This window comes from Pannonibacter sp. Q-1, from assembly GCF_054073275.1.
In genome coordinates this window covers 257,966-282,733 of record NZ_JBSXNB010000003.1, presented here as the reverse complement: position 1 = coordinate 282,733, position 24,768 = coordinate 257,966, and the positions used below count along the sequence as shown (strand labels likewise).

The window sequence follows — 24,768 nt, the reverse complement described above, 5'->3', positions numbered from 1 at the left end:
ATTCCGGCGAGCCTGAAATCAGGCTTCAGCCGAACCTTCTTCTTCAACGTCCTTCAGGCCAGCCGGAGCGGCGATCGTGGCGATGGTGAAATCGCGGTCGGTGATCGTCGGATGGCAGTTGGCCGGAACGTTGATGGCGGAGATGTGGAGCGACTCGCCGAGCTTGGCGTTCGCAAGATCCAGCTCCAGGAACTCCGGAATGGCGTTCGCCGGAACGGTCATTTCAACCGTGTGACGGACGATGTTCAGCACGCCGCCGCGCTTGATGCCCGGGCAGGTTTCCTGGTTCAGGAAGTGAACCGGAACGTTGACCACGAGGGTGGTGTTGGCGGACACGCGCAGGAAGTCAACGTGGGTCAGGTCGTCGCGGACCGGATGACGCTGGAAGTCCTTGGCGATGACCTGGTGCTTCTCGCCGTCCACCTCGATGGTGGCGATGTGCGTCAGGAAGCCGCCCTTGTGCAGGGCCAAAGTGGTTTCCTTGAGCGGAATGGAAATCGGCAGCGCGGCCTTCTTGTCACCATAGATGACGGCGGGGATGAGACCTTCGCGACGCAATGCACGAGCGGCCCCCTTGCCCACCCGGTTCCGCACAGATGCCTTCAGCTCGTAGCTGGCAGCCATGACAGTACTCCTTCGGATGTAAAAATGGACCGGCGCCTCCCAGACCCATTGGCCAGAGTGACGGGATCGGTCCCTGCGCCGCCTCCAGGGGTGCGGGCGCGAGCGGGTCTATAGCCGAAAGGCCGGGAAAGCGCAAGCAATGCGCCCCGGATTGCTGGCGTTTTCAGCCCTTCAGGCGCCGGTCCGTGTTTTCCACGAAGGCCGGATCAACCTTGCGGGCAAAGGCGTTGCGCCAGCCTTCGGCGAGAACCTCCATGGCCGCCAGCTCTGCGGCCTCTGCCGCATCAAGGCGCGGATTGAAGCGCGCAGCGATCACGCGGCTCAGCGGCCAGTCCGGATGCAGCCGCTCGATGAGGCGGATCGTGCCGCCCGCCGCCACATTGCCTTCTTCCAGAACCCGGTAGTACCAGCCGGTGAAGCCGGTTTTCTGGAAGGCAGGGGCCATGCCCGGCAGGCCGGTGTGCATGTTCAGCTTCCAGCAGGGCTGGCGGCCCTGACAGATCTGCACCGTGGCGCCGTCCATCTTCAGGATGTCACCAAGGCACAGGCTCTCTTCGGTCAGGCCGTGGCTGGAGATGTTCTCGCCAAAACAGCCGGGGTTGAAGAACTCCGCCTGCTCCGGCCATGCGGCAGCCCAGTGCGGCATGTGATCGGCAGCATAGTGATGCAGTGCCTTTTCCAGCCCGCCATGAACGGCCGTGTCTGCCTGCTCGTCGCCGGAAAGCCCTGTCTTCGACAGCCAGAGACTGTCCTGCGCCGCCTGCTTGGCTATGGCACTTGGGGCCTTGCCCTCCCAGCGGTCCCTGGCCTTGCCCGTGAAGACGCCAAGGATGGTTGCTTCCAGATGCTGGGTCATGAGCTATTCCTTCCTGCCTCGTGACGGGCAACCTGCCGGCCGCCGGACTATGTTGGAAACGAAAAAGGCACCCGTTTCCGGATGCCTTTTCATCTTGGCCAAGGCGTGCGGCCGCCTCAGTTGAACAGGCTCGAAACCGATTCTTCCAGTGCCGTGCGGTTGATCGCTTCGCCCATAAGCGGGGCGATGGAGACGGCGCGGATGTTGGCGGCGGCCTTGATGGCGGCGGTCGGCTCGATGGAGTTGGTGATCACCAGTTCCTTGAGCTTGGAGGCAGAGACGCGGGCAACTGCCCCGCCGGACAGAACGCCGTGGGTGATGTAGGCCGTCACCGACTTGGCGCCCTTGTTCAGCAGCGCTTCTGCCGCGTTGCACAGGGTGCCGCCGCTGTCGACGATGTCATCCACGAGGATGCAGTCCATGCCATCGACGGTGCCGATGATGTTCATGACTTCCGATTCGCCCGGACGGTCGCGGCGCTTGTCGACGATGGCGAGCGGCGCATCGATTCGCTTGGCCAGCGCACGGGCGCGCACCACGCCGCCGACGTCCGGCGACACGACCATCACGTTATCCGTGGCGTAGCGCTCCTTGATGTCGCGGGTCATGACCGGCGCGGCAAACAGGTTGTCGGTGGGGATGTCGAAGAAGCCCTGGATCTGGCCTGCGTGCAGGTCAAGGGTCAGGATGCGGTCGGCGCCGGCTTCGGTGATCAGATTGGCCACCAGCTTGGCGGAGATCGGCGTGCGGCCCGAGGCGCGGCGGTCCTGGCGGGCATAGCCGAAGTAGGGGATCACTGCGGTGATGCGGCGGGCCGAGGAGCGGCGCAGCGCATCAATGATGATCAGCAGTTCCATCAGGTGGTCATTGGCGGGGTAGCTTGTGGACTGAACCACGAAGACATCCTCACCACGGACGTTTTCCTGAAGCTCGACGAAAATCTCCTGGTCAGCGAAACGCCGCACCTGGCAGGCAGCCAGAGGAACATCCAGATATTTGGAAATTTCTTCGGCAAGCGCGCGATTGGAGTTGCCCGCGACAATTTTCATGGGCGACTGGTCCTTTTGTGCGACGCGGCAACGCCGGACCCGGAAGGCCCCTGCCTCACGTCTTCAGTTACGCGTCCATGTCACGCACCAGGGCGGTGCGCAGCACCCTGAGTTTTGCTTGTCTCAGGCGGCGGCGTTGTAACAACCCCGCTGCCTTCCGACAACACCACAAAAGGCCATCCGGCTGCTTTTTTCTGCTGCGTTGCACCTAAGGTGAATACTTAGACGTGCAATTGATGCTTCAAAGGCTCAATACGTGTTTACCCAGGCCTTCAGCTCAAGCACCGTACGGGCCGCGACTTGCTTCAGGGTGGACACATCCACAGCGGTCCAGGGATCACCGCTCACGCCAGAGGTGGCCTCGGTGCCGGAGATGCGCGTCAGGCGCACGCCATTGGCATCAAAGACGTCGAAAACGAAAAAGATCGAGCCGCCAGCCGCCGTTCCGGTGGCCGTCAGATATCCTTTGACGCGGTAGGTCGGCTTGGCGTCGATGCGGCGCACCAGCTTCAGCCGCTCGGTGCCCGCCCGGGCGCCGATTTCCTGCGCCAGTTCGTCCGCCGTGTTGCCCGGAGCACCGGTGAAGGGCTCAAACGCAAAGGTGGCCTGGCTTGCGGGAACCTTCGGAGCCGGAGTGAGGGCCTGGTTTCCCGGCACGGACGGGGCGACAGTCCTTGGTGTGGGCGCTGTCTGGTTGCAGGCCGCAACGGCGAGAAGAAGGGTCGCGGCGCAAAGCCTCTTGGCCGTGGAGGACATGAGTGTCGTCATCTGTTCCCGAATACCGTTTCTGGTGGCGGCGGCCGCAGTCGCCTGAGCGCCGGAAATCCTGTGTGTGGACAGGTTTAGCTTGCCTTGACCGGAAGGTCGAGAGGCAGTTCCGAAAGAGAAACAGGTCCATCCACGCCAGTCAGATAGGTCCGACCCAGTGACATGGCCGTTTCCGAACCCGAATCAGCCAGAATCATGTGCATGAAGATGACCATGTTCGGTTCAACGGCAGCATCATTGCCGCTATAGGCCATGGGCCAGTCCATCCAGCTGGGCGTGAAGCGGGCGCCGAGCGAGTAGCCGCAGGCATTGAGCCGGTGGGGCAGCATGTTGCGCGCATCCATGGCGCCGGCATGGGCGTCGAAGATCTCGCCAAAGGTGCAGCCGGTCTGAAGCTTGCTCTCAACGGCCGCCAAGGCCTCGCAGCAGGCTTCGTGCATGACCATGTGGCGGGGCGTTGCGGCGCCAACCGCCACTGTTCGCATCAGGGCGGCGTGATAGTGCCGGTAGGTGCCGGCCAGTTCCAGCGTGATCTGGTCTTGCGGCGATAATGCCCGGCGGCCGGATTTGTAGCGGCACAGCAGGGCATCACGGCCCGAACCGATGATGAATTCATTGCCCGGATAGTCGCCGCCGCCCTCGAAGATGGCCGTATGCATCGCTGCCAGAATGCGTCCTTCATCCGCGCCGGGTCGGATTTCGTCGAGGCCGGCCAGATAGGCGGCATCTGCGAGTTTTGCGGCCTGCCGCACATAGACCAGTTCTTCAGCGCTCTTGATCGCCCTGAGGCGCGGGATGATGTGCGAGGCATCCGACAGTTCGGCGAAGCTGCGCAGGGCTTCGTCCAGCTCCCGGCCCAGCTTTGCGGTCAGCCCGTGGGTGTCATATTCGATGCCGAGCCGGGCTCCGAGCAGGTCCATGTCGAAGAGCATGTCCTTCAACTGCCCCACCGGGCTGGCGCCGCCCCGGTCCACCCAGATGCGGATGTCGGAGATGTTGGACGTGTGCTTGGCCTGCCGCTCGTCGGCCGAGCGTGTCAGCAGCACCTTGCGCCCGTCGGCCGTGACGACCAGGCACTGGAAGAAGCAGAAGCCGAAGGTGTCATAGCCCGTCAGCCAGTAGTTGCTGTCCTGTGCGAACAGCAGCATGGCATCCAGCTTTTCGTCTTCCATCCGGATCCTCAGCCGCTCGAACCGGCTCTCGAATTCCGCGTCGGTGAAATGCAGCGCCATCGGGTCAGTCTCCTGTCAGCACGAGTGCGGAAATCTGGCGGCCATAGTCCGGCTCCTTGCGGTGCGTCGTGCGCCGGTAGGAGAAGAAGCGGGCTTCATCGGCATAGGTGCACAGACCAAGGCTTTCGGCCCGGCCCGCGCCTGCCGCCTGCAGACGGGCGATGATGAAGGCCTGCAGATCGAACATGAAGTGGTTTTCGCGCCCCGACGTGCCGAAGAAGCGGCCGCAGCCGGGCGCTTCCGCCTCGAAACGCTCGCGGAAATCCGGTCCCACTTCATAGGCGGCGGCCGAAATGCAGGGACCGAGCACGGCGATGATGTTCTCCCGCCTTGCGCCGAGCTTTTCCATGGCCGTCAGCGTGTTGTCGAGCACGCCGGTCAGCGCGCCGCGCCAGCCTGCATGAGCCGCGCCGATGACGCGGGCCTGAGGATCGGCAAACAGCACGGGGCCGCAGTCGGCGGTGGACACGCCGATGGCAAGGCCGGGGGTGGCGGTGACCAGCGCGTCTGCCGTACGGTTCTCGCCTTCGGTAAAGGGACGGGTGACGGTGATGACATCGGGCGAATGCACCTGATAGGGCGAGACGAGCTGCTCCGGTGCCACGTCCAGCATGGCGGCAACGCGGGCGCGGTTTTCCAGCACATGCGACCGGTCATCATCTGAGCCAAGGCCAATGTTGAGGCTGCTGTAAATGCCGGTGGAAACGCCGCCCTGCCGGGTGAAGAAGCCATGGCGGAGGACGCCGGGCAGGGTCAGAAGGTCAGCGGTAATCATCAAGCCTCTCCGGAATTTGCGCCAGCGTGCGGCGGAAGAGCCTCACTGTCAAACGGGGCGGGAACAAGGCCCGGTTGCGCAACGCACAGCACCTTGAAAAGTTCGCCCATTTCCTGCGGCGCCGCCAACCGCTCCACCTCGCTGCGGATGCGTTCCTGCGTGGTGGCGTCCTTGCCAGCGCCCAGTTGCCCGGCCCGCTCAAGCAGCCCCATGCGCAGCAGGAATTCGCCTTGTGTCAGCGGTGAGGCTACTGTTGCCCCGCCGCGCCGGGCAGCAGCGGCCAGCACCTCGAAATCCACATGCGCCGTCAGATCGGCAAGGCCGGGTTCGGCCAGCACGTCCTGATAGGCGTGGCGGCGCAGCGCCTGCAGGGTGTCGCCGGGGGCAGAGCGCAGGTAGCCGTAATCGATGAACAGGGCTGCCCCGCCATGCGCCGTGATTCTGGCGGCAGCTTCCTGCGCAATCGCGGCGGAGAGTGGCGAGGTTTCGAGGATGGCGCCAAGCGGGGCGTTTGCGGCGGTCTGAGGAATGGCCGCAAGCGGCAGGCGGCCCGGACCCGTGCCGAAGGCAAGGTCTCCGGTCTCACTCAGCCCCACCATCCGCTCGCGCCAGCCCTCCGGCGTTCTCACATATTGATGGATGGGCAGCGCATCGAAGAATTCGTTGGCGATCAGGATCACCGGCCCTTCGGGTACTTCGCGCAGGCTGTCATGCCAGTTCGGCGCAAGCGGCGCATTGGCAAGCGCCTCTGCCTGCCGGGCCTTCAGCCGGGGGCTGATTTCGACGAGATGCAGGCTGGCAGCGCGCAGGAAGGCCGGGCGCAGGCTTGCCATGCGCAACAGATCCGCCATCAGCGTGCCGCGTCCGGGACCGGTTTCCACCAGTCGCACGGTTTGCGGTGCGCCCATCGCCTCCCAGGCGGAGAGGACGAAGGCGCCGATGAGCTCGCCGAACATCTGGCTCACTTCCGGCGCGGTGATGAAGTCGCCCTTCGCGCCAAAGGGCTCTGCGGCGGTGGTATAGTAGCCATGCTGCGGATCGGCGAGACAGGCGGCCATATAGGCGGCCACCGTCATCGGGCCTTCCGCCGCGATCTGGCGGATGAGCTTTTCCTTCAGCGGCGAGGCGGGCAGGGCGTCTCTCCTCATGCGGCCTTGGCTCTGCGCCAGCTCCAGACCATCAGCGCGATGCCGGCGATGATCATCGGTCCGGACAGCAGCATGCCCATGGTGAAGCCGCCGGGCAGGAAGCCGATCTGGGCGTCGGGCATGCGGAACTCTTCGGCGATGGAGCGGGTGATGCCATAACCGGCGGCAAAGGCACCTGCCAGGAAGCCCGGCTTCTGCAACAGGCCGAAGCGGTGCGACATGAGGCGCAGGACGAGGAACAGCAGCACGCCTTCCAGCGCTGCCTCATAGAGCTGGCTCGGATGGCGCGGGATGTAGCCGCCGGAGGGGAACTCCACCGCCCAGGGCACATCCGTGGGGCGGCCCCACAATTCGTCATTGATGAAGTTGGCGAGCCGCCCGAAGAAAAGCCCGATGGGCGCGGCAATGCCGGCAAGGTCAAACAGCGTCAGCAGCGGGATGCCGCGGGCACGGGCGAACAGCACCATGGCCAGAACGGTTCCGGCAAAGCCGCCGTGGAAGGACATGCCGCCGTTCCAGACGGCGAAAATCTCCACTGGATTGGCGAGATAGGTCAGCGGGTCATAGATCAGCACATAGCCCAAGCGCCCGCCCACGATGATGCCGACGGTGCCCCAGGTGACGAAGTCATCAATATCCACAAGGCCGGGCCGGGGAACGGCCTGCCACAGCCTGTCCTTCTGCACCGCAAGGCGCATGTAGCGCCAGGCCAGCAGGATGCCCACGATGTAGGACAGCGCGTACCAGCGCAGCGCGAAGGGGCCAACCTCAAAGATGACCGGGTCAACGGCGGGGAAGGGCAGGGCGAGAACGGGCATGCAGGGTCCAGTGCTGTTGATCCGGGGCGATTTGCCAGCGGCACCAGACCTTGCGCATTCCCCCCGGTGCGTCAAGGCGCTGCATTGCCGCCTTGAACTTGGAGCAAAAGGTCAATACCTGTGTGACACGGCCCGCAGTGCCTCGCCGGATTGGTCCGGAGAGCAAGCGCAAGGGTGGGCCGTCACCATCTTCAGGAGTGCGTCATGACCCAGGGCCCGAACAGGATTTTCGACGATTTCGCCAAGCTCATGACTGACGCCGCCGGTGTGGCGCAGGGAGCCCGCCGTGAGGTCGAGACCGCTTTCCGCGCTCAAGCCGAGCGTTTCCTGGCCGATATGGATCTGGTGAAGCGTGAGGACTTTGACGTCGCCCGTGACATGGCGGTGCGTGCGCTGGACCAGATCGAGGCTCTGGAAGCCCGGATCGCGGCGCTGGAGGCAAAGCTGGCTGAAGCCGAGGCAAAGCCCTCCCGCAAGGCCAAGACCGAGGGCTGATCAAGCCCGAATGGCTGCAATGCAGCGGCGGCGGGAGGTGTTTCCGCCGTCACAATGCCGTGAAGCGACCTGCGCCGGTGCGTGGAAACAATCGTCCACAGGATTTGATCAAAACCTCAGGGCGGTTTCCTGCTGCATTTGCGAAGGAAGTTTATATACTGATTCCAAACAGGGATTCGCACGCGCCCCGAAATGGGTCCTGTTTTGACCCTGCCGCCTTAGGCGGTTTGGCGCGGCCTCTGTTCAGGGGAAGACGCTGGATTTGCGGAAATCCGCCCCTTATCCGGCTCCCGTAAACGGGGAGGATCGCCATGAGCCTCATCGAAATCGACTTTGAACGCCCCGACAATCCCGTCGATCTGATCGAACACGTGGCTGCGCTCAATGAGTGGGCTTTCGAGCGTTCGGATGATGACGAGATCACCATTTCCATCGGCGGATACTGGTGCGACTATCACGTCTCCTTCTCCTGGATGGAGGAGCTGGAGGCCCTGCACCTGGCCTGTGCCTTCGATCTGAAGGTCACCGAGCCGCGCAAGACCGAGGTGATGCGCCTCCTCTCGCTCGTCAACGAGCAGATGTGGATGGGGCACTTCGATCTGTGGAGCAAGGAAAACGTCATCATGTTCCGCCAGTCCCTGCTGCTGGCAGGCGGTGCGGAAGCTTCCGGTGCTCAGATCGAAGGGCTGCTGGCCAATGCGCTGGAAGCCTGCGAGCGCTATTATCAGTCCTTCCAGTTTGTTGTCTGGGCTGGCAAGACAGCTCAGGAGGCGCTGGAGTGCGCCCTGTTCGAGACCGCAGGAGAAGCATGAGTTTTTCAGCTGAGCGCCCGTTCGCCGTTGTCGGCGCGGGCAAGATGGGCGGCGCAATGATCGCCGGATGGATGGCCCGCGGCGTTGATGCCGCCAGCCTTCTGGTCGTTGATCCCGCGCCGTCCGCCGCTCTCGTGGCCCAGCTGGACAGCCACGGCATTGCCCATGCGTCGAAGGTGCCGGAAGGCGTCAAGGCGGGTATGGTGCTGCTGGCCGTCAAGCCGCAGATCATGGGCGATGTGCTGCCGGGGCTGAAGCCTGCGGTGGCTGACGATACGCTGGTGCTGTCGGTTGCCGCCGGCACGCCGGTGCGCACCTTCGAAGCGGCATTCGGCGATATCGCCGTCATCCGCGCCATGCCCAACACGCCCGCCATGGTGGGAAGGGGCATCACTGCGCTTTACCCCAACGCCCGCGTCACGGCAGCTCAGCGCGAGACGGCCGGACAGCTTCTGTCGGCGATCGGTGCCGTCGAGTGGCTGACCTCGGAAGAGCAGATCGATCTTGTCACCGCCGTCTCCGGCTCGGGCCCTGCCTATGTGTTCCTGCTGGCCGAGTGCCTGGCGGAAGCCGGGCGGCGCGCCGGTCTTCCGGCGGATCTGGCTGCACGGCTTGCCGAAGTAACGGTGAGCGGGGCAGGGGAACTGATGCATCAGTCTGACGACACGCCCGCAATCCTGCGGCAGAACGTCACTTCGCCCAATGGCACGACGGCGGCGGCTCTTTCCGTGCTGATGGCGGAAAACGGCCTGCAGCCTCTGATGGATGCAGCGGTTGAAGCTGCTGCCCGCCGCGCCCGGGAACTCGCCGGCTCCTGACGGGCCTGCCGCATTGCTTGCCTTTGCCTCTTCCATGCGGACAGGATGTGCCTACCTATAAGGGGAACACATCCTGCCAAGGCATCCAAGAAGGAGGCGGACATGGCACCGGAAGCAGAAGGCACCGCAGGCAAGACCGGGAAGAGCGGCCGCAAAGCCGCGCCACGTCCCGATGACCGGACGATGGCCGTCGAGGCTTTTCTCGGACTGCTCGCCACCCGCCCCTACGCGGACATTTCCCTGACTGACATCGCTGACGCAGCCGGGCTGAAGCCCTCGGCTCTCCGGCAGGCTGTTTCCGGCAAGAGCGAGCTTCTGGCTGCTTTTGCCGGGCAGGTGGATGCCGCCGTGCTGGATGGCCGCGATGACAGCATGTTTGACCAGCCGCCGCGTGATCGGCTGTTCGACGTGCTGATGACACGCCTGGATGCGCTGGGCCCCCACAAATCTGCGCTGGCCCAGCTGCGCAAGGACGCCATGCGTGATCCGGCGCTGGCCATGTGCCTGAACGGTATCGCCGTGCGCTCGCAAGGCTGGATGCTGGCCGCTGCCGGTGTTTCCATTCCCGGCATCAAGGGCCGTCTGGTGCAGCAGGGGCTGGCGGTTTCCTTCGCCCGCGTGCTCGAAACCTTCCTTGAGGAGGAAGACGAAAGCCTGCCGCGCACCATGGCTGCCCTCGACAGGGAACTGGACCGGGGCGAGGACTGGCTTCGGCGGCTGGGAGCGGTGGAACGGGTGACGCGCCCTGTGGCCTGCGGCCTGATCAAACTCGCCGGCAAGGCGATGTCCCGCCGCAAGTCCCGGCGCAGCGAAGCTGCCCCAGGCGCTGTATCTGAGGCTGGCGGAGAGGCTGCGGCTCAGCCGGTCTAACCGTTATCTGGCTGTCTGCAAGGGCTTGCGCGGTTGCGCCGGGCGCGGCACTGTGAAGATCCTTTCGCATGGATTTTCCGGAGACCTGCCATGACCCCGAGCGCTCCCGCGCAGCCGATCAGTTTTGACGATTTCCTGAAGGTGGATATCCGCGTCGGGCAGATCATCGAGGCTGCGCCCTTTCCCGAGGCGCGCAAGCCGGCGATCAAGCTGGTGATCGACTTTGGCCCGGATATCGGCATCAAGAAAAGCTCCGCCCAGATCACCAGGCACTACACGCCGGAAGGCCTCGTCGGCCGCCGGGTGCTGGCGGTCGTCAACTTCCCCCCGCGCCAGATTGGCCCGATGCGCTCCGAAGTCCTGACGCTCGGCGTGCCGGATGCCGACGGCGAAGTCGTCCTCATCACCCCCGATCAGGACACCCCGCTGGGCGGGCGCTTGTTCTGAGCTTTACCCCGGAATGCGGAAGCGGGCCCTGAGGCCGCCGAGGGGGCTTTCTTCCAGCTGGATGTCGCCGCCGTGGCTGCGGGCTATGTCGCGGGCGATGGCAAGGCCAAGGCCGCTGCCGGAGGCGTCCTGATTGCGGGCTTCGTCCAGCCGGTAGAAGGGGCGGAAGACGTTTTCCCGCTCTTCCTCCGGAATGCCGGGGCCGTCGTCATCGATGATCACGGTCAGCCAGCCGTCCATATGGCGGCCCTGGATATCGACATGGCTGGCATGCCTTGCGGCATTCATGACCAGGTTCATGAGGCTGCGTTTCACGGCATTGCGCCGCAACTCCACCTCCGGCTCGCCGGTGAAACTTGAGGAGACGCTCGCACCGGAAATCTCGGCGGCTTCCTCCAGTTCCTCCAGCATCAGGGTAATGTCCGCCGTCTCCACCGCCTCGCCATTGTCGCCGCGCGTGAAGGCGAGATAATCCTCCAGCATGTTGCTCATCTCGTCCACGTCACGCTTGAGGCCTTCGGTCTCCGGCGTTTCGGGGATGAGGGCGAGTTGCAGGCGGAAGCGGGTGAGGATCGTGCGCAGGTCATGGCTGACACCGGCCAGCATGGTGGTGCGCTGGTCGATCTGCCGCTCGATGCGCCGGCGCATTTCGATGAAGGCCTGTGCGGCCCTGCGCACTTCGCGTGCGCCGCTGGGGCGGAAATCATCCACCGGACGGCCCTTGCCGAAGCCTTCCGCCGCATTGGCCAGCCGCTCGATGGGCCGGATCTGATTGCGCAGGAACAGCATGGCAATGGAGATCAGCACCAGCGAGCTGCCGACCATCCAGACCAGAAAAATATGCGAGTTGGAGGCATAGGTCTGGCTGTGGCGGGCCACCACGCGCAGCACCTTGTCCTTGAGCTGAATACGGATCTCGACGAAGCGGGAGCGGCCGATGGTGTCCACCCAGAAGGGCTTGCCGATGCGCTGGGAGATCTCGCGGCTGAGATTTTCGGCGACCAGATCGAAGAAGGCCCTGGGCCGGGGAGAGGGCAAGGGCTCGGGCGGCAGGATGGAGACGGACATGTCCAGCGTCCGGCTGCCCATTTCCTCGATCAGCCGGTAATCCGCATCCTGGGGGTAGTTCTCCAGCGTATAGACCAGCGCCGCGATCTCGCGCACCACCGCCTGTGACAGGCGGAAGGTGACCTGCTGGTAGTGCTGTTCCATGATCACGAAAGCGAGCACGGACTGCAGCAGCACCATGGGCGTGACGATGATGAGCAGCGCGCGGGTGAAAAGCCCCTTGGGCATATGACGGTAGATCCGCCCGGCCACCCGGTCATAGATGAAGGCGAAGGGGACCAGCAGCGGATGCAGCAGCTTGCCCGCCAGTTTCGCAGCCGGGGCCAGAAATGCGCCAAGGCCTGCGAAAAGGCTGCGGAGGCGGGCGCGCGCTTCAGTCACAGGCCAGCCTGTAGCCAATGCCGCGCACCGTCTGCAGATACACCGGGTTGGCCGGATCATCCTCGATCTTGCGGCGCAGCCGGTTGATCTGCACGTCCACCGTGCGCTCGCCAAGGCCGCTGTCATCACCGACGATCTTGTGGCGCGGCACGGTGGCGCCGGGCTGTTCGGCGAAAATGGTCAGGATCTGGCGTTCGCGGTCGGTCAGGCGGATCTGGCTGTCGCCCCGGCGCAATTCGCCCCGTTCCGTGACGAAGACGAAGGGGCCGAAGCGGATTTCCGGCTGGCGGTCTATCCGGCGGGTGGCACCGCGCCGCAGGATGGCGGCGATGCGCAGCATCAGCTCGCGCGGGTCGAAGGGCTTGGGCAGATAGTCATCCACCCCGGCCTCAAGCCCGGCGATACGGTCTTCCGCCTCGGCGCGGGCCGTCAGCATCAGGATGGGCACAGGGCTGTCGGCCCGCAGCGAGGCGGCAAGATCCAGGCCGTTCTCCCCCGGCATCATGATGTCGAGGATCAGGAGGTCAAAGGCGAGGCCAGACAGGCAGCGCCGGGCCTCGGCGGCGTTGGCGGCTGTTGTCACCCGGTAGCCGTTTTCCTGCAGCACCCGGCCCAGCAGATCGCGGATGCGGCTGTCGTCGTCAACCAGCAGGATGTGGATGGCGTTGTCGTCCGGCACCCGTGTCATTGCGTCAAGCCTCCGTATCGGCCAGCTCGGGCGCTGGGCCGCTGCTGCCGCTTTGGGGAATGTTGGAGAGCATGCGGGCCACCTCGGGCCGCCGCTCCGGATCAATCATCTGGAACAGGAACTGGCGCACGATGGCGGCATCCTGTCCGGGCAGGGCATCCACCGCTGCGTTGATGCGCACCGCCTGCAGCGCATCCAGCTTGCGTGACAGCTTGTGGCCCTTGTCCGTGGTGTGCAGCAGGCGCTGGCGGCGGTCCGTCTCGCCGGGGCGCTGGTCGATGAAGCCTTCATCCACCAGCTGCTTCAGCACCCGCCCAAGGCTCTGCTTGGTGATGCGCAGGATGGCGAGCAGATCTGACACGCGGATGCCCGGATTTCTGTCGACAAAGTGCAGTACCCGGTGGTGGGCACGGCCAAATTCGAGCCCGGAGAGCAGCTGATCGGGGTCTGCGGTGAAATCCCGGTAGGCGAAGAACAGCAGTTCGATCAGGTCATAAGGTGTGGACTCGGTGGTCCCGCTGCCTGAAACGGGGGTGCTGTCTTGGGCCATCTGGGGCGCTGCAGGTGCTGTCTTGAAATTTATGTCAGCCATATTGACTTATTTCTGATCGATTGTTACCTGTAGCGGCACCTTGACGAAATGTTCGGTCGCATGCGCCCCCGTGCCGGGTGTTTGTCCGGATCGTACATGGCCCTCATTCTTTTAAGAGAATCCGGGCCTGTTGTGTCCACAAAAATGGATACCGATTGTTGCAGAGGTATGCAAAACCGCAATAGTGGGCCAAAAGCCTTTGGGCACATACGCCCACAAAAATGGATACAAGAAGCAGATTGCGCCGGGCGACAAGGCGCGGGAGACAAGAACAATGGCTGGTATTCCCTTTGATCAACGCGATGGTGAAATCTGGTTCGACGGGAAGTTCATTCCCTGGGCCGATGCCAAGGTGCATGTGCTGACGCATGGCCTGCACTATGCCAGCGCGGTATTTGAAGGGGAGCGGGCCTATAACGGCCGGATCTTCAAGAGCGCCGAGCACACCGAGCGCCTGCATGCCTCGGCTGAGGTGCTTGGCTTCGAGATTCCCTATTCTTCGGAGGTCATCAATGCCGCCAAGGAAGAGCTGCTGACGCGGATGAACCTCGTTGATGCCTATCTGCGCCCGATTGCCTGGCGCGGCAGCGAGATGATGGGCGTGTCGGCCCAGCACAACACCATTCACCTGGCCATCGCCGCCTGGGAATGGCCGAGCTACTTCAAGCCGGAAGAGCGGCTGAAAGGCATCCGCCTCGACATGGCAAAATACCGCCGACCGGACCCGGCTACTGCCCCGTTCAAGTCCAAGGCGGCTGGCCTTTACATGATCTGCACCCTGTCCAAGCATGAAGCCGAGCGCAAGGGCTATGCCGATGCGCTGATGCTCGACTGGCGCGGTCAGGTGGCCGAGGCGACCGGTGCCAATGTCTTCTTTGTCAAGGACGGCAAGATCCACACGCCGAAGCCGGACTGCTTCCTCAATGGCATCACCCGCCGCACGGTGATCGACCTTGCCAAGGCGCGCGGTTTCGAGGTGATCGAGCGGGTGATCATGCCGGAGGAACTGGACGGCTTCGAGCAGTGCTTCCTCACCGGCACTGCCGCAGAAGTGACGCCGGTCTCGGAGATCGGGCCGCACAGCTTCACCGTCGGCGAGATCACCAAGACGCTGATGCTGGACTATGACGCGCTGGTGCGCGCCGATCCGGCCGGGCTGAAAGCGGCGGAGTGACGCGTCAACCTGTTTGGTAAGTCATAAAGGGCGGCTGCATCCGGTGCAGCCGCCCTTTTTGATTCTGCCGCCTGTGCTTACCGCCTCAGTGCGGTTTTGCGCCTGACGGATGCTGGGCGTGGAAGAGTTTGCCCTTCTCGGCCAAGAGCACCCAACCGATCGCGATGAGGCCATAGACGGCGCAGGCCAGGGACATCGGCAGCAGGGTTCCATCGAAATTCTGGCCGATGATGAAGCCGAGGATGGCGCCGCCCAGCGTGGTGGTGAAGCCGATGGCGGAGGAGGCGGTTCCGGCGATATCGCCCAGCGGCTCCATGGACATGGCGTTGAAATTAGCGCCCATGAAGCCGAAGCTGGCCATGTTGATGGCCATGCACACGGTGAAGATGGCAAGGTTCTCGACACCGGCCAGCGCCAGGGCGACCTGCAGCAGGCCCATGGCGGTGAAGACCAGCACCGCGCCATGCGACAGGCGCCGCATGCCGATGATGGTGACCAGCCGCGAGTTCAGGAAGGAGGCAATGGCCATGGTGACGGCGACGGCGGCAAACACGAGCGGGAACCAGACGCCGAGATCGAAGATATCGACATAGATCTGCTGCGCCATGGAGATGAAGGCGAAAAGGCCGCCGAAGATGAAGGTCGTCGCCATGGTGTAGCCGACGCTGATGCGGGTCGTCGCCACCTTGAGATAGGCCAGGGAGATGGAGCCTGGCGAAAATGACTGGCGGGCATCCTCGGGCAGCGTTTCCGGCAGGCGGAAAGCGGTCCAGACCAGCATGAGAACGCCTGCGCCCATCAGGGTGCTGAAGATCCAGTGCCACTCGGCCACCAGAAGAATCAACTGGCCGATGGAAGGCGCAACAATGGGCACGGCCATGAAGATCATCATCACCAGCGACATGACCTGCCCCATGCGGCGGCCGGAATAGCAGTCGCGGACAATGGAGACCGCGATGACGCGGGTTCCGGCACAGCCGATGCCCTGCAGCACGCGGGCAATCAGCAACTGATCGAGATTGGTGCTGAACAGGGCGAAGACACTGGCTGCGGCATAGAGCGCCAGGCCACCGACGAGAATGGTCTTGCGGCCGAAGGAGTCCGACAGCGGCCCGAAGATGAGCTGCGCGCCGCCGAAACCGATCAGATAGAAGATCAGGATCTGCTGACGGTCATTCTCGTTGGCAATGCCGAGTGCGTTGCCGATGTCGGGCAGGGCGGGCAGCATGATGTCCATCGCCAGCGCATTCAGCGCCATCAGCGCGGCAACCATGGTGACGAATTCGGCGAAGGACAGCCCAGGATGGGGCGTCTGGCTCGCGCCAGTGTTCCGGGCAAGATCGGACATAAACAAACCTTAGGTATGGTGCACAGCGGCCTGAAACGCGGCCCGCAGCCTGCGTTCCGGCGTGCAAAATATCAGTGTTGCCTATCAGTGGTCCAAATTGACCGGTCGGTCAACCCTGGGACTCCGGGAAATTTCACGCTTTTGGCTGAACGCCGTTCCAGCGATCCAGCGCTGTTTCATCCTCGGCTTTGGCCGCAACCCAGCCGCCTGTTCCGCCTTCACGCAGGATTTCCTTCTTCCAGAACGGGGCCCTGGATTTAAGAAAATCCATCAGGAAATCAGCGGCTTCGAACGCGGCCCGGCGGTGGCGCGAGGCGGCGGTGACGAGCACGATCTGCTCGCCCGGCAGAATGCGGCCATGGCGGTGAATGACGGTGAGGCCGGTCAGCGGCCAGCGCTCCAGCGCCTCGCGGGCGATGCGCTCCAGCTCCTTCTCCGCCATGCCGGGGAAGTGCTCCAGCACCAGTGCTTCCAGCCGCCCGTCCTCGTCACGGCACAGGCCCGTGAAGCTGACGATGGCGCCCACATCGGCGCGGCCTTCGGACAGCTGCCGGGATTCGGCCTCCGCATCGAAGGGGCCGGGCTGGACGATGACGCGCAGGACCGGGCTCATCGTCAGCCCCCGGTCATGGGCGGGAAAAAGGCAATCTCGCGCGCGCCCGCAATCGGAGCGTCATGTTCGGCATGGGTCTGGTCGATGGCGGCGCGGATCAGTTCCGGCTCGGCAAAGGCATGGCCATGGGCATCGTCGATGGTCTGCAGCCAGTTGATCAGGCCGCCCACGGTGGTCACGCTGTCCGGCAGGGTGATCTCTTCCTGCTCCACGCCGGTCCGCTCTCGCACCCAGGCAAAGTAACGGATGATCATGCGCCTCTCCTTCTTCGGCAGTCCTTGAGAGACTACTCCTCGATCAGATGGCCGATGCCAGCCCGGAAATAGTCGTAGCCGGTGTAGAGCGTCAGGACAGCCGCAATCCAGAGGGCGACAAGGCCGGACAATTCGGTTCCCGGCAGCACCTCTTCCCCGGCGGGGCCTGCCAGCAGCAGGGCAAGCGCCACGAGCTGCACCGTGGTCTTCCATTTGGCCAGTTTCGTGACCGGCACGCTGACGCGCAGCTCGGCCAGAAACTCGCGCAGGCCGGAGACCAGAATTTCGCGGCACAGGATGATGATGGCGGCAATCAGCGACCAGCCGCCAATATCCCCCTTGGCCACCAGCAGCAGCAGGCAGACGGACACAAGCAGCTTGTCGGCAATCGGGTCCAGCATCCGGCCGAGCGCGGACTGCTGCTGCCAGGCGCGGGCCAGATAGCCGTCGAAGAAATCGGTCACGGCGGCGGCGATGAAGATGGCCAGCGCAATCCAGCGCGCCGTGTGGCCATCGAAATAGAAGCATCCCACCACCGCAGGCACCGCCAGGATGCGCGCATAGGTCAAGAGGTTAGGCAGGGTCAGGGCGACGTGTCTGGCCATGTGAAGTATCTGCTTCGCGTCTCGGGCGGCGGGTCAGCCGGACACAAGCATGAGGGCGCGCGGGTGTCAACGCATCTGGCGGATGAGTGACTTTGACAATGGGGCAGACGGCGCAAACCACCCTGAGTGCCGTCTTTGAACTGGTGCCGGCAAGGATGGAGCGGTAAGCCTGTCACAGCAAGTTGAAGCTGGGAGACCTGAGCGTATGCGCCTGAACGAATTGGGACAGCCGATTGGAGAGCCGGTGAGTGGATGGGCGGGCGCGGCAGCGCCGGTGGCTCAGGTGCTGCAGGGGCGCTGGTGCCGGCTTGAGCCGCTGAGCGCGGAACGCCACGGTGCGGAGCTTCATGCCGCATGGTCCGCCGACAGGGAGAACCGGGTCTGGACCTATCTGGCCTATGGACCTTTCGCCGAAGAGGCGGAGTGCATCGCCTTTCTGAAAACGATGGAAGGCAAGGCGGACCCGATGATGTTCGCCATCATCGATCAGGCCAGCGGCAAGGCCATGGGTGTTGGCAGCTATCTGCGTGTGGAGCCTGCGACAGGCTGCATCGAGGTTGGGCATCTGAACTTCGCCCCCGCCTTGCAGCGCACGCCGCTGGCGACCGAGGCCATGTATCTGATGATGCGCCATGCCTTCGAAGGGCTGGGCTTCCGCCGTTACGAATGGAAATGCGACGATCTCAACGCTCCCTCGCGCGCGGCTGCCGCACGGCTCGGCTTCACCTTCGAGGGGATCTTCCGGCAGGCCACCGTCTACAAGGGCCGCAACCGCGATACGGCGTGGTTCTCCATTCTCGACAAGGAATGGCCGCGGCTGAAGGCCGGCTTCGAGGCCTGGCTCTCACCGGAAAACTTCGACGCCGATGGCCGGCAGAAGCGCAGTCTGGCGGATTGCCGGGGGGACTGAGGGGTTAGGCGAGAAGCGCGCTCTTGCTGAGGCCTTGCCAACCTTGGGCGTCGTCCCGGACGCAGCGAAGCGAAGATCCGGGACCGGTGAGTCACGGTCTTTCGGCTCTAGCTTCTTGAAGCAATGGGCACTTCGGCTCACCGGTCCCGGATCGCGCGATGCGCGTCCGGGATGACGATGGAGAGGTAGGGGCTGAGAAACAAGCTGCGCTTGAGCGAGCTTTCCCTCTCCTTCAGCTCTTGAAAATCAGATCACCCTGCTGGTCGATCATGAGCTTGGCCTTGCGGATGGTGAATTCGGCGGCTTCATCGCGGGTGGGCAACTGGTCGGCGCGGATGAAGGTGTGCTCGTGCGGTTCGCCGTCGATCTCCTTCAGGATACGGCCGGCGATCTGCCACTGGCTGCCGGCCTGGCGCGGCTCGGCGATGATGCGGCAGTTCTTGTAGTCCTCGGTGGCCACGGGGGCAGGGGGGGCTTCAGCGGAAGAGCCGCCCTTGAAAAGTGATCCGAACAGTTTTCCCAGCATCTGCCTGTCCCGTCCTTGCGGTTTGAAGTGATCTGCGCCCGTTATACCAAGGCTTTCGGTGCTGACGCATCACGCCTTGAAATTGCTCAGTCGCAGCGCGGCCCGAGGTCACGGTCGACCCAGTGGCGGCGGCAAAGGGAAACATAGGACTCTTCGCCGCCAATCACCACCTGTTCGCCTTCCTCGACGATCCGTCCGCTGCCGTCAAGCCGTGCGACCATGGTTGCCTTGCGGCCGCACCAGCAGATGGTCTTGATTTCCTTCAGGCTGTCGGCCAGCGCCAGCAGGGCCTTGCTGCCCGGGAAGAGCTTGCCCTGAAAATCCGTGCGCAGGCCGAAGCACATGACCGGCATGCCGAGCCGGTCGGAGGCATGGGCCAGCTGCCACACCTGGTCTTCGGTGAGGAACTGCGCCTCATCGACAAACACCGCGTCAATGGGGGCCGCTTCATGGGCTTTGCGGATATGGTCGAGCAGGTTGTCGCCGGCGCGGAAAATATCCGCCTCTGCCACAAGGCCGATGCGGGAGGAAATGCGGCCGACGCCCGCCCGGTCATCCACCGCAGCCGTCAGCAGCAGGGTGCGCATGCCCCGTTCCACATAGTTGTAGGAGGCCTGCAGCAGCACCGTCGATTTGCCGGCATTCATGGAGGAGTAGTTGAAATAGAGCTTGGCCATCGGTCCTGCGCCGGTCTGTTCGCATCAGCGGGAATCGGTCCCGCTGTCTGTCACACTCTTGCCATCCAGCCGGTCAGACACAAACGGCAGGCGGCAGGCTGCGGGCATAAACTGTGGAAGGCAGAAGCTGACGGGCTTTCTCAGGGGATGGCGATGTCCACGATCAGCGGCACATGGTCCGAGCCCACGTCCCCGCCGATGGAAACATCCCTGATCGTGATTTCATCCGAGACGGCGGCATGGTCCACCGCCGAGCCCAGGATCCAGCGGAAGCGGTAGTGATAGAAATAGCGTGTGATCACGGGCACCACGGCCGGGAAGCGCACACGCATGCCGGCCTGCTCCAGCAGATTCTCGAAGTGGTTCGAAAGGGGGGAGGTGTTCCAGTCGCCGATCATGATGGCCGGTTCGGAGGCGGGCAATGCGTCGATCACACCGGCAAGCGCTGCAAAATAATCCTGCCGGGACTGCCAGCGGCAGGGCGAGCGCGGGCTGTCCGGATGCACCGCGATGAAGTTGAGCGGGGACCCGTCCACATCGATGATGGCCGAGAAGATTTCCCTGTTGCCATAGCGTCTGGGGCCGCAGGCACCCTCAACTGGTATGATCTTGCTGGATTTGACCGGGTACCGGGAGAAGGCGATCATGCTGCCAAGATCGCCGATCAGGAAATTCTCGAAATAGGGGCCGAGGCCGATCAGGGGCGTGTCATCCCCCTGGCGCTTGCGGTAGCGCATCTGATGATGCCACTCGGCCTCCTGAAACACGAGAATGTCGGGATTGAGGCTCTCCAGATAGGCCATGAACTCCGGATCACCCAGATATCGCACTTCCAGATTGATCGAGACGATGCGCAGGTTCTTCGTGCCGGGGATGCGGGCTTCGGCGAAGCCGGGAGCGACGATCCTGTATGTCTGGTAGAGCGAGACACCCAGCGCCAGCGACAGGGTGAGGCCCGTCAGCAGGAACAGCCGCCGCAGGGCCTTGCCTGCGCGCGGCGGCCCGGCAAGGCGCCGGCAGATGGCCGCAAGAAACACGGCCACAAAGCCGCCGCCAATCAGCTGCGGCAGGAAGAAGCTCATGTTGTCGGCAACCCAGACGTCCGGCGCGGCGAAGGGCCCGAAGGACAGAAGGCCGAACAGCAGGGCCACCAGCAGGCCCATGACGGAGGCAAGGCGCAGAAGCCGGGCGAAAATCGAGGTCTTGCCGCCGGTTTGATCTGTCATCGGGCCTGCCGTCTCCTGTTGCACTGCAGCGCGGGCAGGCCCGTCCTAGCACAGACGGTCATTCGTGAAAATGATCGTAGACCAGCTTTGCGACCGATTCCGAAATGCCGGGCACGGCCATCAGATCGTCAATGCCCGCCTTTGAAACGGCCTTTGCCGTGCCGAAGTGGCGCAGCAGGGCGCGCTTGCGGGCCGGGCCGACGCCGGAAATGTCATCCAGCGGATTGCGGGCAATGTCCTTCTTGCGCTTGGCCCGGTGGGTGCCGATGGCAAAACGGTGTGCCTCGTCGCGCAGGCGCTGGACGAAGTAGAGCACGGGATCGCGCTCCGGCAGCATGAAGGACGGGCGGCCTTCCATGAAGAATTTCTCACGTCCTGCATCCCGGTCCGGCCCCTTGGCGATGCCGACCAGCGGCACATCGGTGACACCCAGCTCCGTCAGCATCTCCCGCACCGCATTGAGCTGGCCCTGCCCGCCGTCGATGAAGACGAGATCCGGCCATGCAGGCATGTCGGCGTTGCCGGTCTGCACGCCATCATCTTCCTCGTCCTCCTCAAGGCTGGTCTCTTCGGCGCTTTCGGGGACAGGGGCATCGGCTGCGGCCAGCGGCGTGCGGGCGTGTTCCTTCAACAGGCGGGAGAAGCGGCGGGTCAGCACCTCGCGCATCATGCCGTAGTCATCGCCGGGGGTGATGTCCTGCGACTTGATGTTGAACTTGCGGTACTGGCCCTTGGCGAAGCCTTCCGGCCCGGCAACGATCATGCCGCCGACCGCATTGGTGCCCATGATGTGCGAGTTGTCGTAGACCTCGATGCGGCGCGGGGCGGCGGGCAGGCCGAAGACTTCCGCAACGCCCTGCAGCAGGCGGCCCTGGCTGGAGGTTTCCGCCAGCCGGCGGCCAAGCGCCTCGCGGGCGTTGGTGAGGGCGTGGTCCACCAGTTCCTTCTTCTCGCCGCGCTTGGGAACGGCGATTTCCACCTTTCGTTCAGCTCTCTCGGAAAGAGCCTGCGACAGCAGGTCCATTTCCTCGATCTCATGCGACAGCAGGATCAGGCGCGGGGCGGGCTTGTCGTCATAGAACTGGGCAAGGAAGCTTTCCAAAATGGCGGCTTCCTCGATGGACTTGTCGGCCTTGGGGAAATAGGCGCGGTTGCCCCAGTTCTGGCCGGTCCGGAAGAAGAACACCTGCACACAGGTCTGCCCGCCTTCCTGATGGATGGCGACCACATCGGCCTCATCGACGGTCTGCGGGTTGATGCCCTGATGCGACTGCACATGCGACAGGGCCGCCAGCCGGTCCCGGTAGACGGCGGCATGCTCGAAGTCGAGCTGCTGGGAGGCTGCCTCCATCTGGGCGGCCAGTTCCTTCTTCACCGCCTGGCTGCGGCCGGAAAGAAAGCCGCGCGCCTCGGCCACGAGCTGCGCGTAATCCTCGTTTGAGGTCTCGCCGGTGCAGGGTCCGGCGCAGCGCTTGATCTGGAACAGCAGGCAGGGGCGGGAGCGGTTCTCGAAATAGCTGTCCGTGCAGTTGCGGATGAGAAAGGCCTTCTGCAGCGCATTGATCGTGCGGTTGACCGCGCCTGCCGAGGCAAAGGGGCCGAAATAATCGCCCTTGCGCCGCCGCGCACCGCGATGCTTGACGATGGCGGGCGCTGCATGGTCGCCGGTCAGCAGGATATAGGGGAAGGACTTGTCGTCGCGCAGCAGCACGTTGAAACGCGGCCGCAGGCGCTTGATCAGGTTCGCTTCCAGCAGCAGGGCTTCGGTTTCCGTGCGGGTGAGCACGAATTCCATGGCGGCGGTGGCCATGATCATGCGCATGATGCGGTTCGACTGGCCTTGCAGGCGGGTGTAGCTGGTGACACGCTTCTTCAGGCTGCGGGCTTTGCCCACATAGAGCACGTCGCCATTCTCATCCAGCATGCGGTAGACCCCCGGCCCCATGGGCAGGCGGCGCACCACATCGGCAATCACCTCGACGCCCTTCTTGCCGCTTGAGTTCTCGTCCTGGGCAGGCGTGAAGCTCACCTCCGGCGCAGCCGGGGCCTCAACGGTTTCCTCGGCCTCTTCCGGGCGGTCCATGGCTGACGGGCGGGATGTCATGATTTCACTATACCTCGGCCGGGCACAAAGGCCCGGCGAATCTGCTCCAACGTGGCGCCATTCTAGACGGCTTGTGCTCTGACGCTAATATGGGGGCGCCCGGCGCGAGGAAAATGCAGGTCTATTCCCCGACGCCCACCACATCCGCCGTTTCCCAGGCGAGATGCTGCCCGCCATCCAGTGCCAGCATCTGGCCGGTGATCGAGCGCATGGCCCAGAAATGACGGACGGTGGCGCCAAACTCTTCCGGGGCCGGTCCATGCTGCAACAGGACGGCCCGCTGCTGGCGGGCGAAATCCTCTTCCGTCTGGCGCTCATTGCGGAAGCTGGGGCCGGGGCCGATGGCGTTGACGCGGATGCGCGGCGCCAGGGCCTGCGCCATCATACGGGTCTGCTCCCACAGGGCCGCCTTGGAGAGCGAGTAGCTGACAAAGCGCGGCGTCGTCTTCCAGACGCGCTGGTCGATGATGTTGACCACCAGCCCCTCGGACGGCGCAGGCAAGGCGCTGGCGAAGGCATCTGTCAGGAACAGCGGCGCTTTTACGTGAATGGCAAAATGCGCATCGAAAAGGGCCGGGTCGAGAGCACCGGCCTCGTCGGGCTGGAAGATGGAGGCATTGTTGATGAGAAGATCCAACTGACCGGCGGCCTTTGTGGCCGCAGGAATCAGGCCAGCCAGTTCATCCGGCCGGGTCAGGTCCGCCTGGAAGACATGTGCGGTGCCGCCGCCTGACAGGATCGACTGCTTCAGGGCGTCTGCCCGCTCCAACCCATGGTGGGCATGGAGGAGCACTGTCCAGCCATGCGCCGCCAGATCGCGGGCGATCGCTCCGCCAATGCGGCTGGATGCGCCGGTGATGAGTGCCGTTCCGGCCGCCTGTGTCATTCGTGCTTGTCTCTTCTTCGGTCTGATGCTTTGAATACGGCGCATCGCTCAACGCGGATCAACTCTCCTGAACCGCTCATTGCCCTGGATTTCTTGCATTTTGCAACGGCGGGCAGCTTCTGCCGGGTGATTTTACCGGATGCTTACCATCCCGAAAGAACCCCGGGCTTGCCACGATTTTTCCATATTCTGCCAAATTTTCCGACACAAACGGGGGGCATACCTCGATGTGGGTGAGGATGGGGATAGCCGCCACGACAATCGGCTGTCTTGCCCATGAGGTATGATCCTCGACTTTGAACCTGTATTGCGTGGAGCAAAAACATGAAGAGTCTCGCAGTTGCTGGTGTGTCCCTGGTTGCGCTCGCCGCAGCGGCTCCGGCATTCGCTGCCGACCTCCCTGCGCCGGCCGCACCGGTGATGTATGATCAGGCTCCGGTTTCGGACGCTCGCTTTGACTGGTCCGGCTTCTACTTCGGTGCGAACGCAGGCTGGGCTTGGGGCGAGTTCAAGAATTCGTCCGCTCTGACGGGCAACGTCAAGAGCAGCACCAATGGCCCGACCATCGGTATCCATGGTGGTTACAACTACCAGATCACGCCGAACTTCCTGGCGGGTGCTGAAGCTGACTTCCAGTACCGTGATCTTGACAAGCGCAGCTCCGGCAATGGCGTTTCGATCAAGAACTCGTCCAACTGGAACGGCTCGCTGCGCGCCCGTGCCGGTGTCGTGTTCGACCGTCTGATGGTCTACAGCACCGGTGGTCTGGCGATCGCCAACATGGAAACCAATGTTGCCGGCACCAAGCGCGATGAAACGAAGACCGGTTGGGTCCTCGGCGCCGGTGTTGAAGGCGCTCTGACCAACAACATCACTGCCCGCGTCGAGTATCTGCACTCCGACTACGGCCGTGACAACTTCGACGTTGGTGGCGTGAGCCAGCGCGTGAAGCTGCAGGACAACGTGACCCGCGTTGGTCTGAGCTACAAGTTCTGATCCCGGCC

28 protein-coding genes are annotated in these 24,768 nt (G+C 63.8%); 8 read left to right on the top strand and 20 right to left on the bottom strand.

The window, feature by feature from the left end; genetic code table 11:
- Positions 1-18: 18 nt before the first annotated feature.
- The 8 genes from ACVNHC_RS09230 to lgt all read right to left on the bottom strand — a co-directional run bounded on the left by ACVNHC_RS09230 (position 19) and on the right by lgt (position 7,270).
- Positions 19-624 (bottom strand): 50S ribosomal protein L25/general stress protein Ctc, encoded by a 606-nt coding sequence (locus ACVNHC_RS09230; RefSeq protein ID WP_058899226.1) that lies wholly within the window; start codon positions 622-624, stop codon positions 19-21.
- Between the two features lie 163 nt (positions 625-787).
- A complete protein-coding gene (locus tag ACVNHC_RS09225) occupies positions 788-1,480 on the bottom strand; it encodes an MOSC domain-containing protein (RefSeq protein WP_094463805.1) in 693 nt (230 codons plus the stop codon).
- Between the two features lie 116 nt (positions 1,481-1,596).
- Entirely contained in the window at positions 1,597-2,529 is a 933-nt protein-coding gene (locus ACVNHC_RS09220) for a ribose-phosphate pyrophosphokinase (protein ID WP_019963947.1), read from the bottom strand.
- Between the two features lie 249 nt (positions 2,530-2,778).
- Positions 2,779-3,297 carry a hypothetical protein gene (locus tag ACVNHC_RS09215; protein ID WP_209004882.1) on the bottom strand — a complete coding sequence of 173 codons (519 nt, stop codon included), beginning with the start codon at positions 3,295-3,297 and terminating at the stop codon, positions 2,779-2,781.
- Positions 3,298-3,371: 74 nt separating this feature from the next.
- A complete protein-coding gene (locus ACVNHC_RS09210) occupies positions 3,372-4,529 on the bottom strand; it encodes a M24 family metallopeptidase (protein WP_050474997.1) in 1,158 nt (385 codons plus the stop codon).
- Between the two features lie 4 nt (positions 4,530-4,533).
- Complete coding sequence (gene pgeF / locus ACVNHC_RS09205; RefSeq protein WP_457167054.1) at positions 4,534-5,307, bottom strand: peptidoglycan editing factor PgeF; 774 nt, start codon at positions 5,305-5,307, stop codon at positions 4,534-4,536.
- Entirely contained in the window at positions 5,304-6,452 is a 1,149-nt protein-coding gene (locus ACVNHC_RS09200; protein ID WP_457167053.1) for a class I SAM-dependent methyltransferase, read from the bottom strand. Before ACVNHC_RS09200 ends, pgeF begins: the two co-directional genes overlap by 4 nt.
- Positions 6,449-7,270, bottom strand: a complete 822-nt coding sequence (gene lgt / locus ACVNHC_RS09195) for a prolipoprotein diacylglyceryl transferase (protein ID WP_457167052.1) — start codon at positions 7,268-7,270, stop codon at positions 6,449-6,451. Before lgt ends, ACVNHC_RS09200 begins: the two co-directional genes overlap by 4 nt.
- A gap of 204 nt (positions 7,271-7,474) precedes the next feature.
- Between lgt and ACVNHC_RS09190 the strand changes: the two genes are divergently transcribed.
- From ACVNHC_RS09190 to ACVNHC_RS09170, 5 genes are all read left to right on the top strand, one after another.
- Complete coding sequence (locus ACVNHC_RS09190) at positions 7,475-7,765, top strand: accessory factor UbiK family protein (RefSeq protein ID WP_457167051.1); 291 nt, start codon at positions 7,475-7,477, stop codon at positions 7,763-7,765.
- Positions 7,766-8,076: 311 nt separating this feature from the next.
- Positions 8,077-8,577 (top strand): type III secretion system chaperone family protein, encoded by a 501-nt coding sequence (locus ACVNHC_RS09185; protein WP_019963954.1) that lies wholly within the window; start codon positions 8,077-8,079, stop codon positions 8,575-8,577.
- Positions 8,574-9,395: a pyrroline-5-carboxylate reductase gene (gene proC, locus ACVNHC_RS09180; protein WP_457167050.1), complete on the top strand. Its 822-nt coding sequence runs from the start codon at positions 8,574-8,576 to the stop codon at positions 9,393-9,395. Before ACVNHC_RS09185 ends, proC begins: the two co-directional genes overlap by 4 nt.
- Positions 9,396-9,497: 102 nt before the next feature.
- Entirely contained in the window at positions 9,498-10,265 is a 768-nt protein-coding gene (locus ACVNHC_RS09175) for a TetR/AcrR family transcriptional regulator (RefSeq protein ID WP_457167049.1), read from the top strand.
- Between the two features lie 90 nt (positions 10,266-10,355).
- Positions 10,356-10,712 carry a tRNA-binding protein gene (locus tag ACVNHC_RS09170; RefSeq protein WP_050475004.1) on the top strand — a complete coding sequence of 119 codons (357 nt, stop codon included), beginning with the start codon at positions 10,356-10,358 and terminating at the stop codon, positions 10,710-10,712.
- A gap of 3 nt (positions 10,713-10,715) precedes the next feature.
- On the opposite strand, the gene ACVNHC_RS09165 is transcribed toward ACVNHC_RS09170, so the two are convergent.
- The 3 genes from ACVNHC_RS09165 to ACVNHC_RS09155 form a co-directional block, all read right to left on the bottom strand.
- Positions 10,716-12,008: an ATP-binding protein gene (locus tag ACVNHC_RS09165; RefSeq protein ID WP_208982814.1), complete on the bottom strand. Its 1,293-nt coding sequence runs from the start codon at positions 12,006-12,008 to the stop codon at positions 10,716-10,718.
- A 145-nt stretch (positions 12,009-12,153) separates the two neighbouring features.
- The gene (locus ACVNHC_RS09160) at positions 12,154-12,849 is read right to left on the bottom strand and encodes a response regulator (RefSeq protein ID WP_019963959.1); all 696 of its coding nucleotides are present in this window, start codon (positions 12,847-12,849) and stop codon (positions 12,154-12,156) included.
- A 4-nt stretch (positions 12,850-12,853) separates the two neighbouring features.
- The gene (locus ACVNHC_RS09155) at positions 12,854-13,399 is read right to left on the bottom strand and encodes a MarR family winged helix-turn-helix transcriptional regulator (protein ID WP_457167048.1); all 546 of its coding nucleotides are present in this window, start codon (positions 13,397-13,399) and stop codon (positions 12,854-12,856) included.
- Positions 13,400-13,715: 316 nt separating this feature from the next.
- On the opposite strand from ACVNHC_RS09155, the gene ACVNHC_RS09150 reads away from it, so the two are divergent.
- Positions 13,716-14,615 (top strand): branched-chain amino acid aminotransferase, encoded by a 900-nt coding sequence (locus ACVNHC_RS09150; RefSeq protein WP_123194792.1) that lies wholly within the window; start codon positions 13,716-13,718, stop codon positions 14,613-14,615.
- 85 nt (positions 14,616-14,700) lie between these two features.
- On the opposite strand, the gene ACVNHC_RS09145 is transcribed toward ACVNHC_RS09150, so the two are convergent.
- The 4 genes from ACVNHC_RS09145 to pgsA form a co-directional block, all read right to left on the bottom strand.
- Positions 14,701-15,963, bottom strand: a complete 1,263-nt coding sequence (locus ACVNHC_RS09145) for a multidrug effflux MFS transporter (protein WP_123194791.1) — start codon at positions 15,961-15,963, stop codon at positions 14,701-14,703.
- A 133-nt stretch (positions 15,964-16,096) separates the two neighbouring features.
- Positions 16,097-16,576 (bottom strand): molybdenum cofactor biosynthesis protein MoaE, encoded by a 480-nt coding sequence (locus ACVNHC_RS09140; protein ID WP_050475010.1) that lies wholly within the window; start codon positions 16,574-16,576, stop codon positions 16,097-16,099.
- Positions 16,577-16,578: 2 nt separating this feature from the next.
- Complete coding sequence (gene moaD, locus ACVNHC_RS09135) at positions 16,579-16,830, bottom strand: molybdopterin converting factor subunit 1 (protein ID WP_019963964.1); 252 nt, start codon at positions 16,828-16,830, stop codon at positions 16,579-16,581.
- A gap of 32 nt (positions 16,831-16,862) precedes the next feature.
- Entirely contained in the window at positions 16,863-17,435 is a 573-nt protein-coding gene (pgsA, locus tag ACVNHC_RS09130; RefSeq protein ID WP_050475012.1) for a CDP-diacylglycerol--glycerol-3-phosphate 3-phosphatidyltransferase, read from the bottom strand.
- A 205-nt stretch (positions 17,436-17,640) separates the two neighbouring features.
- Here pgsA and ACVNHC_RS09125 point away from each other — a divergent pair, with 205 nt between their 5' ends.
- Entirely contained in the window at positions 17,641-18,345 is a 705-nt protein-coding gene (locus ACVNHC_RS09125) for a GNAT family N-acetyltransferase (RefSeq protein WP_457167047.1), read from the top strand.
- A 232-nt stretch (positions 18,346-18,577) separates the two neighbouring features.
- On the opposite strand, the gene ACVNHC_RS09120 is transcribed toward ACVNHC_RS09125, so the two are convergent.
- The 5 genes from ACVNHC_RS09120 to ACVNHC_RS09100 all read right to left on the bottom strand — a co-directional run bounded on the left by ACVNHC_RS09120 (position 18,578) and on the right by ACVNHC_RS09100 (position 23,764).
- Positions 18,578-18,871: an HlyU family transcriptional regulator gene (locus ACVNHC_RS09120; RefSeq protein WP_050475015.1), complete on the bottom strand. Its 294-nt coding sequence runs from the start codon at positions 18,869-18,871 to the stop codon at positions 18,578-18,580.
- An 86-nt stretch (positions 18,872-18,957) separates the two neighbouring features.
- The gene (locus tag ACVNHC_RS09115; RefSeq protein WP_050475016.1) at positions 18,958-19,548 is read right to left on the bottom strand and encodes a thymidine kinase; all 591 of its coding nucleotides are present in this window, start codon (positions 19,546-19,548) and stop codon (positions 18,958-18,960) included.
- Between the two features lie 140 nt (positions 19,549-19,688).
- Positions 19,689-20,774 (bottom strand): endonuclease/exonuclease/phosphatase family protein, encoded by a 1,086-nt coding sequence (locus ACVNHC_RS09110; protein ID WP_082206140.1) that lies wholly within the window; start codon positions 20,772-20,774, stop codon positions 19,689-19,691.
- A gap of 58 nt (positions 20,775-20,832) precedes the next feature.
- Positions 20,833-22,878: an excinuclease ABC subunit UvrC gene (uvrC, locus tag ACVNHC_RS09105; protein ID WP_457167046.1), complete on the bottom strand. Its 2,046-nt coding sequence runs from the start codon at positions 22,876-22,878 to the stop codon at positions 20,833-20,835.
- A gap of 121 nt (positions 22,879-22,999) precedes the next feature.
- Positions 23,000-23,764, bottom strand: coding sequence for an SDR family oxidoreductase (locus tag ACVNHC_RS09100; protein ID WP_050475019.1), 765 nt, complete (start codon positions 23,762-23,764; stop codon positions 23,000-23,002).
- Between the two features lie 324 nt (positions 23,765-24,088).
- Between ACVNHC_RS09100 and ACVNHC_RS09095 the strand changes: the two genes are divergently transcribed.
- A complete protein-coding gene (locus tag ACVNHC_RS09095) occupies positions 24,089-24,760 on the top strand; it encodes an outer membrane protein (protein WP_055454062.1) in 672 nt (223 codons plus the stop codon).
- The last annotated feature ends 8 nt before the right edge of the window (positions 24,761-24,768 follow it).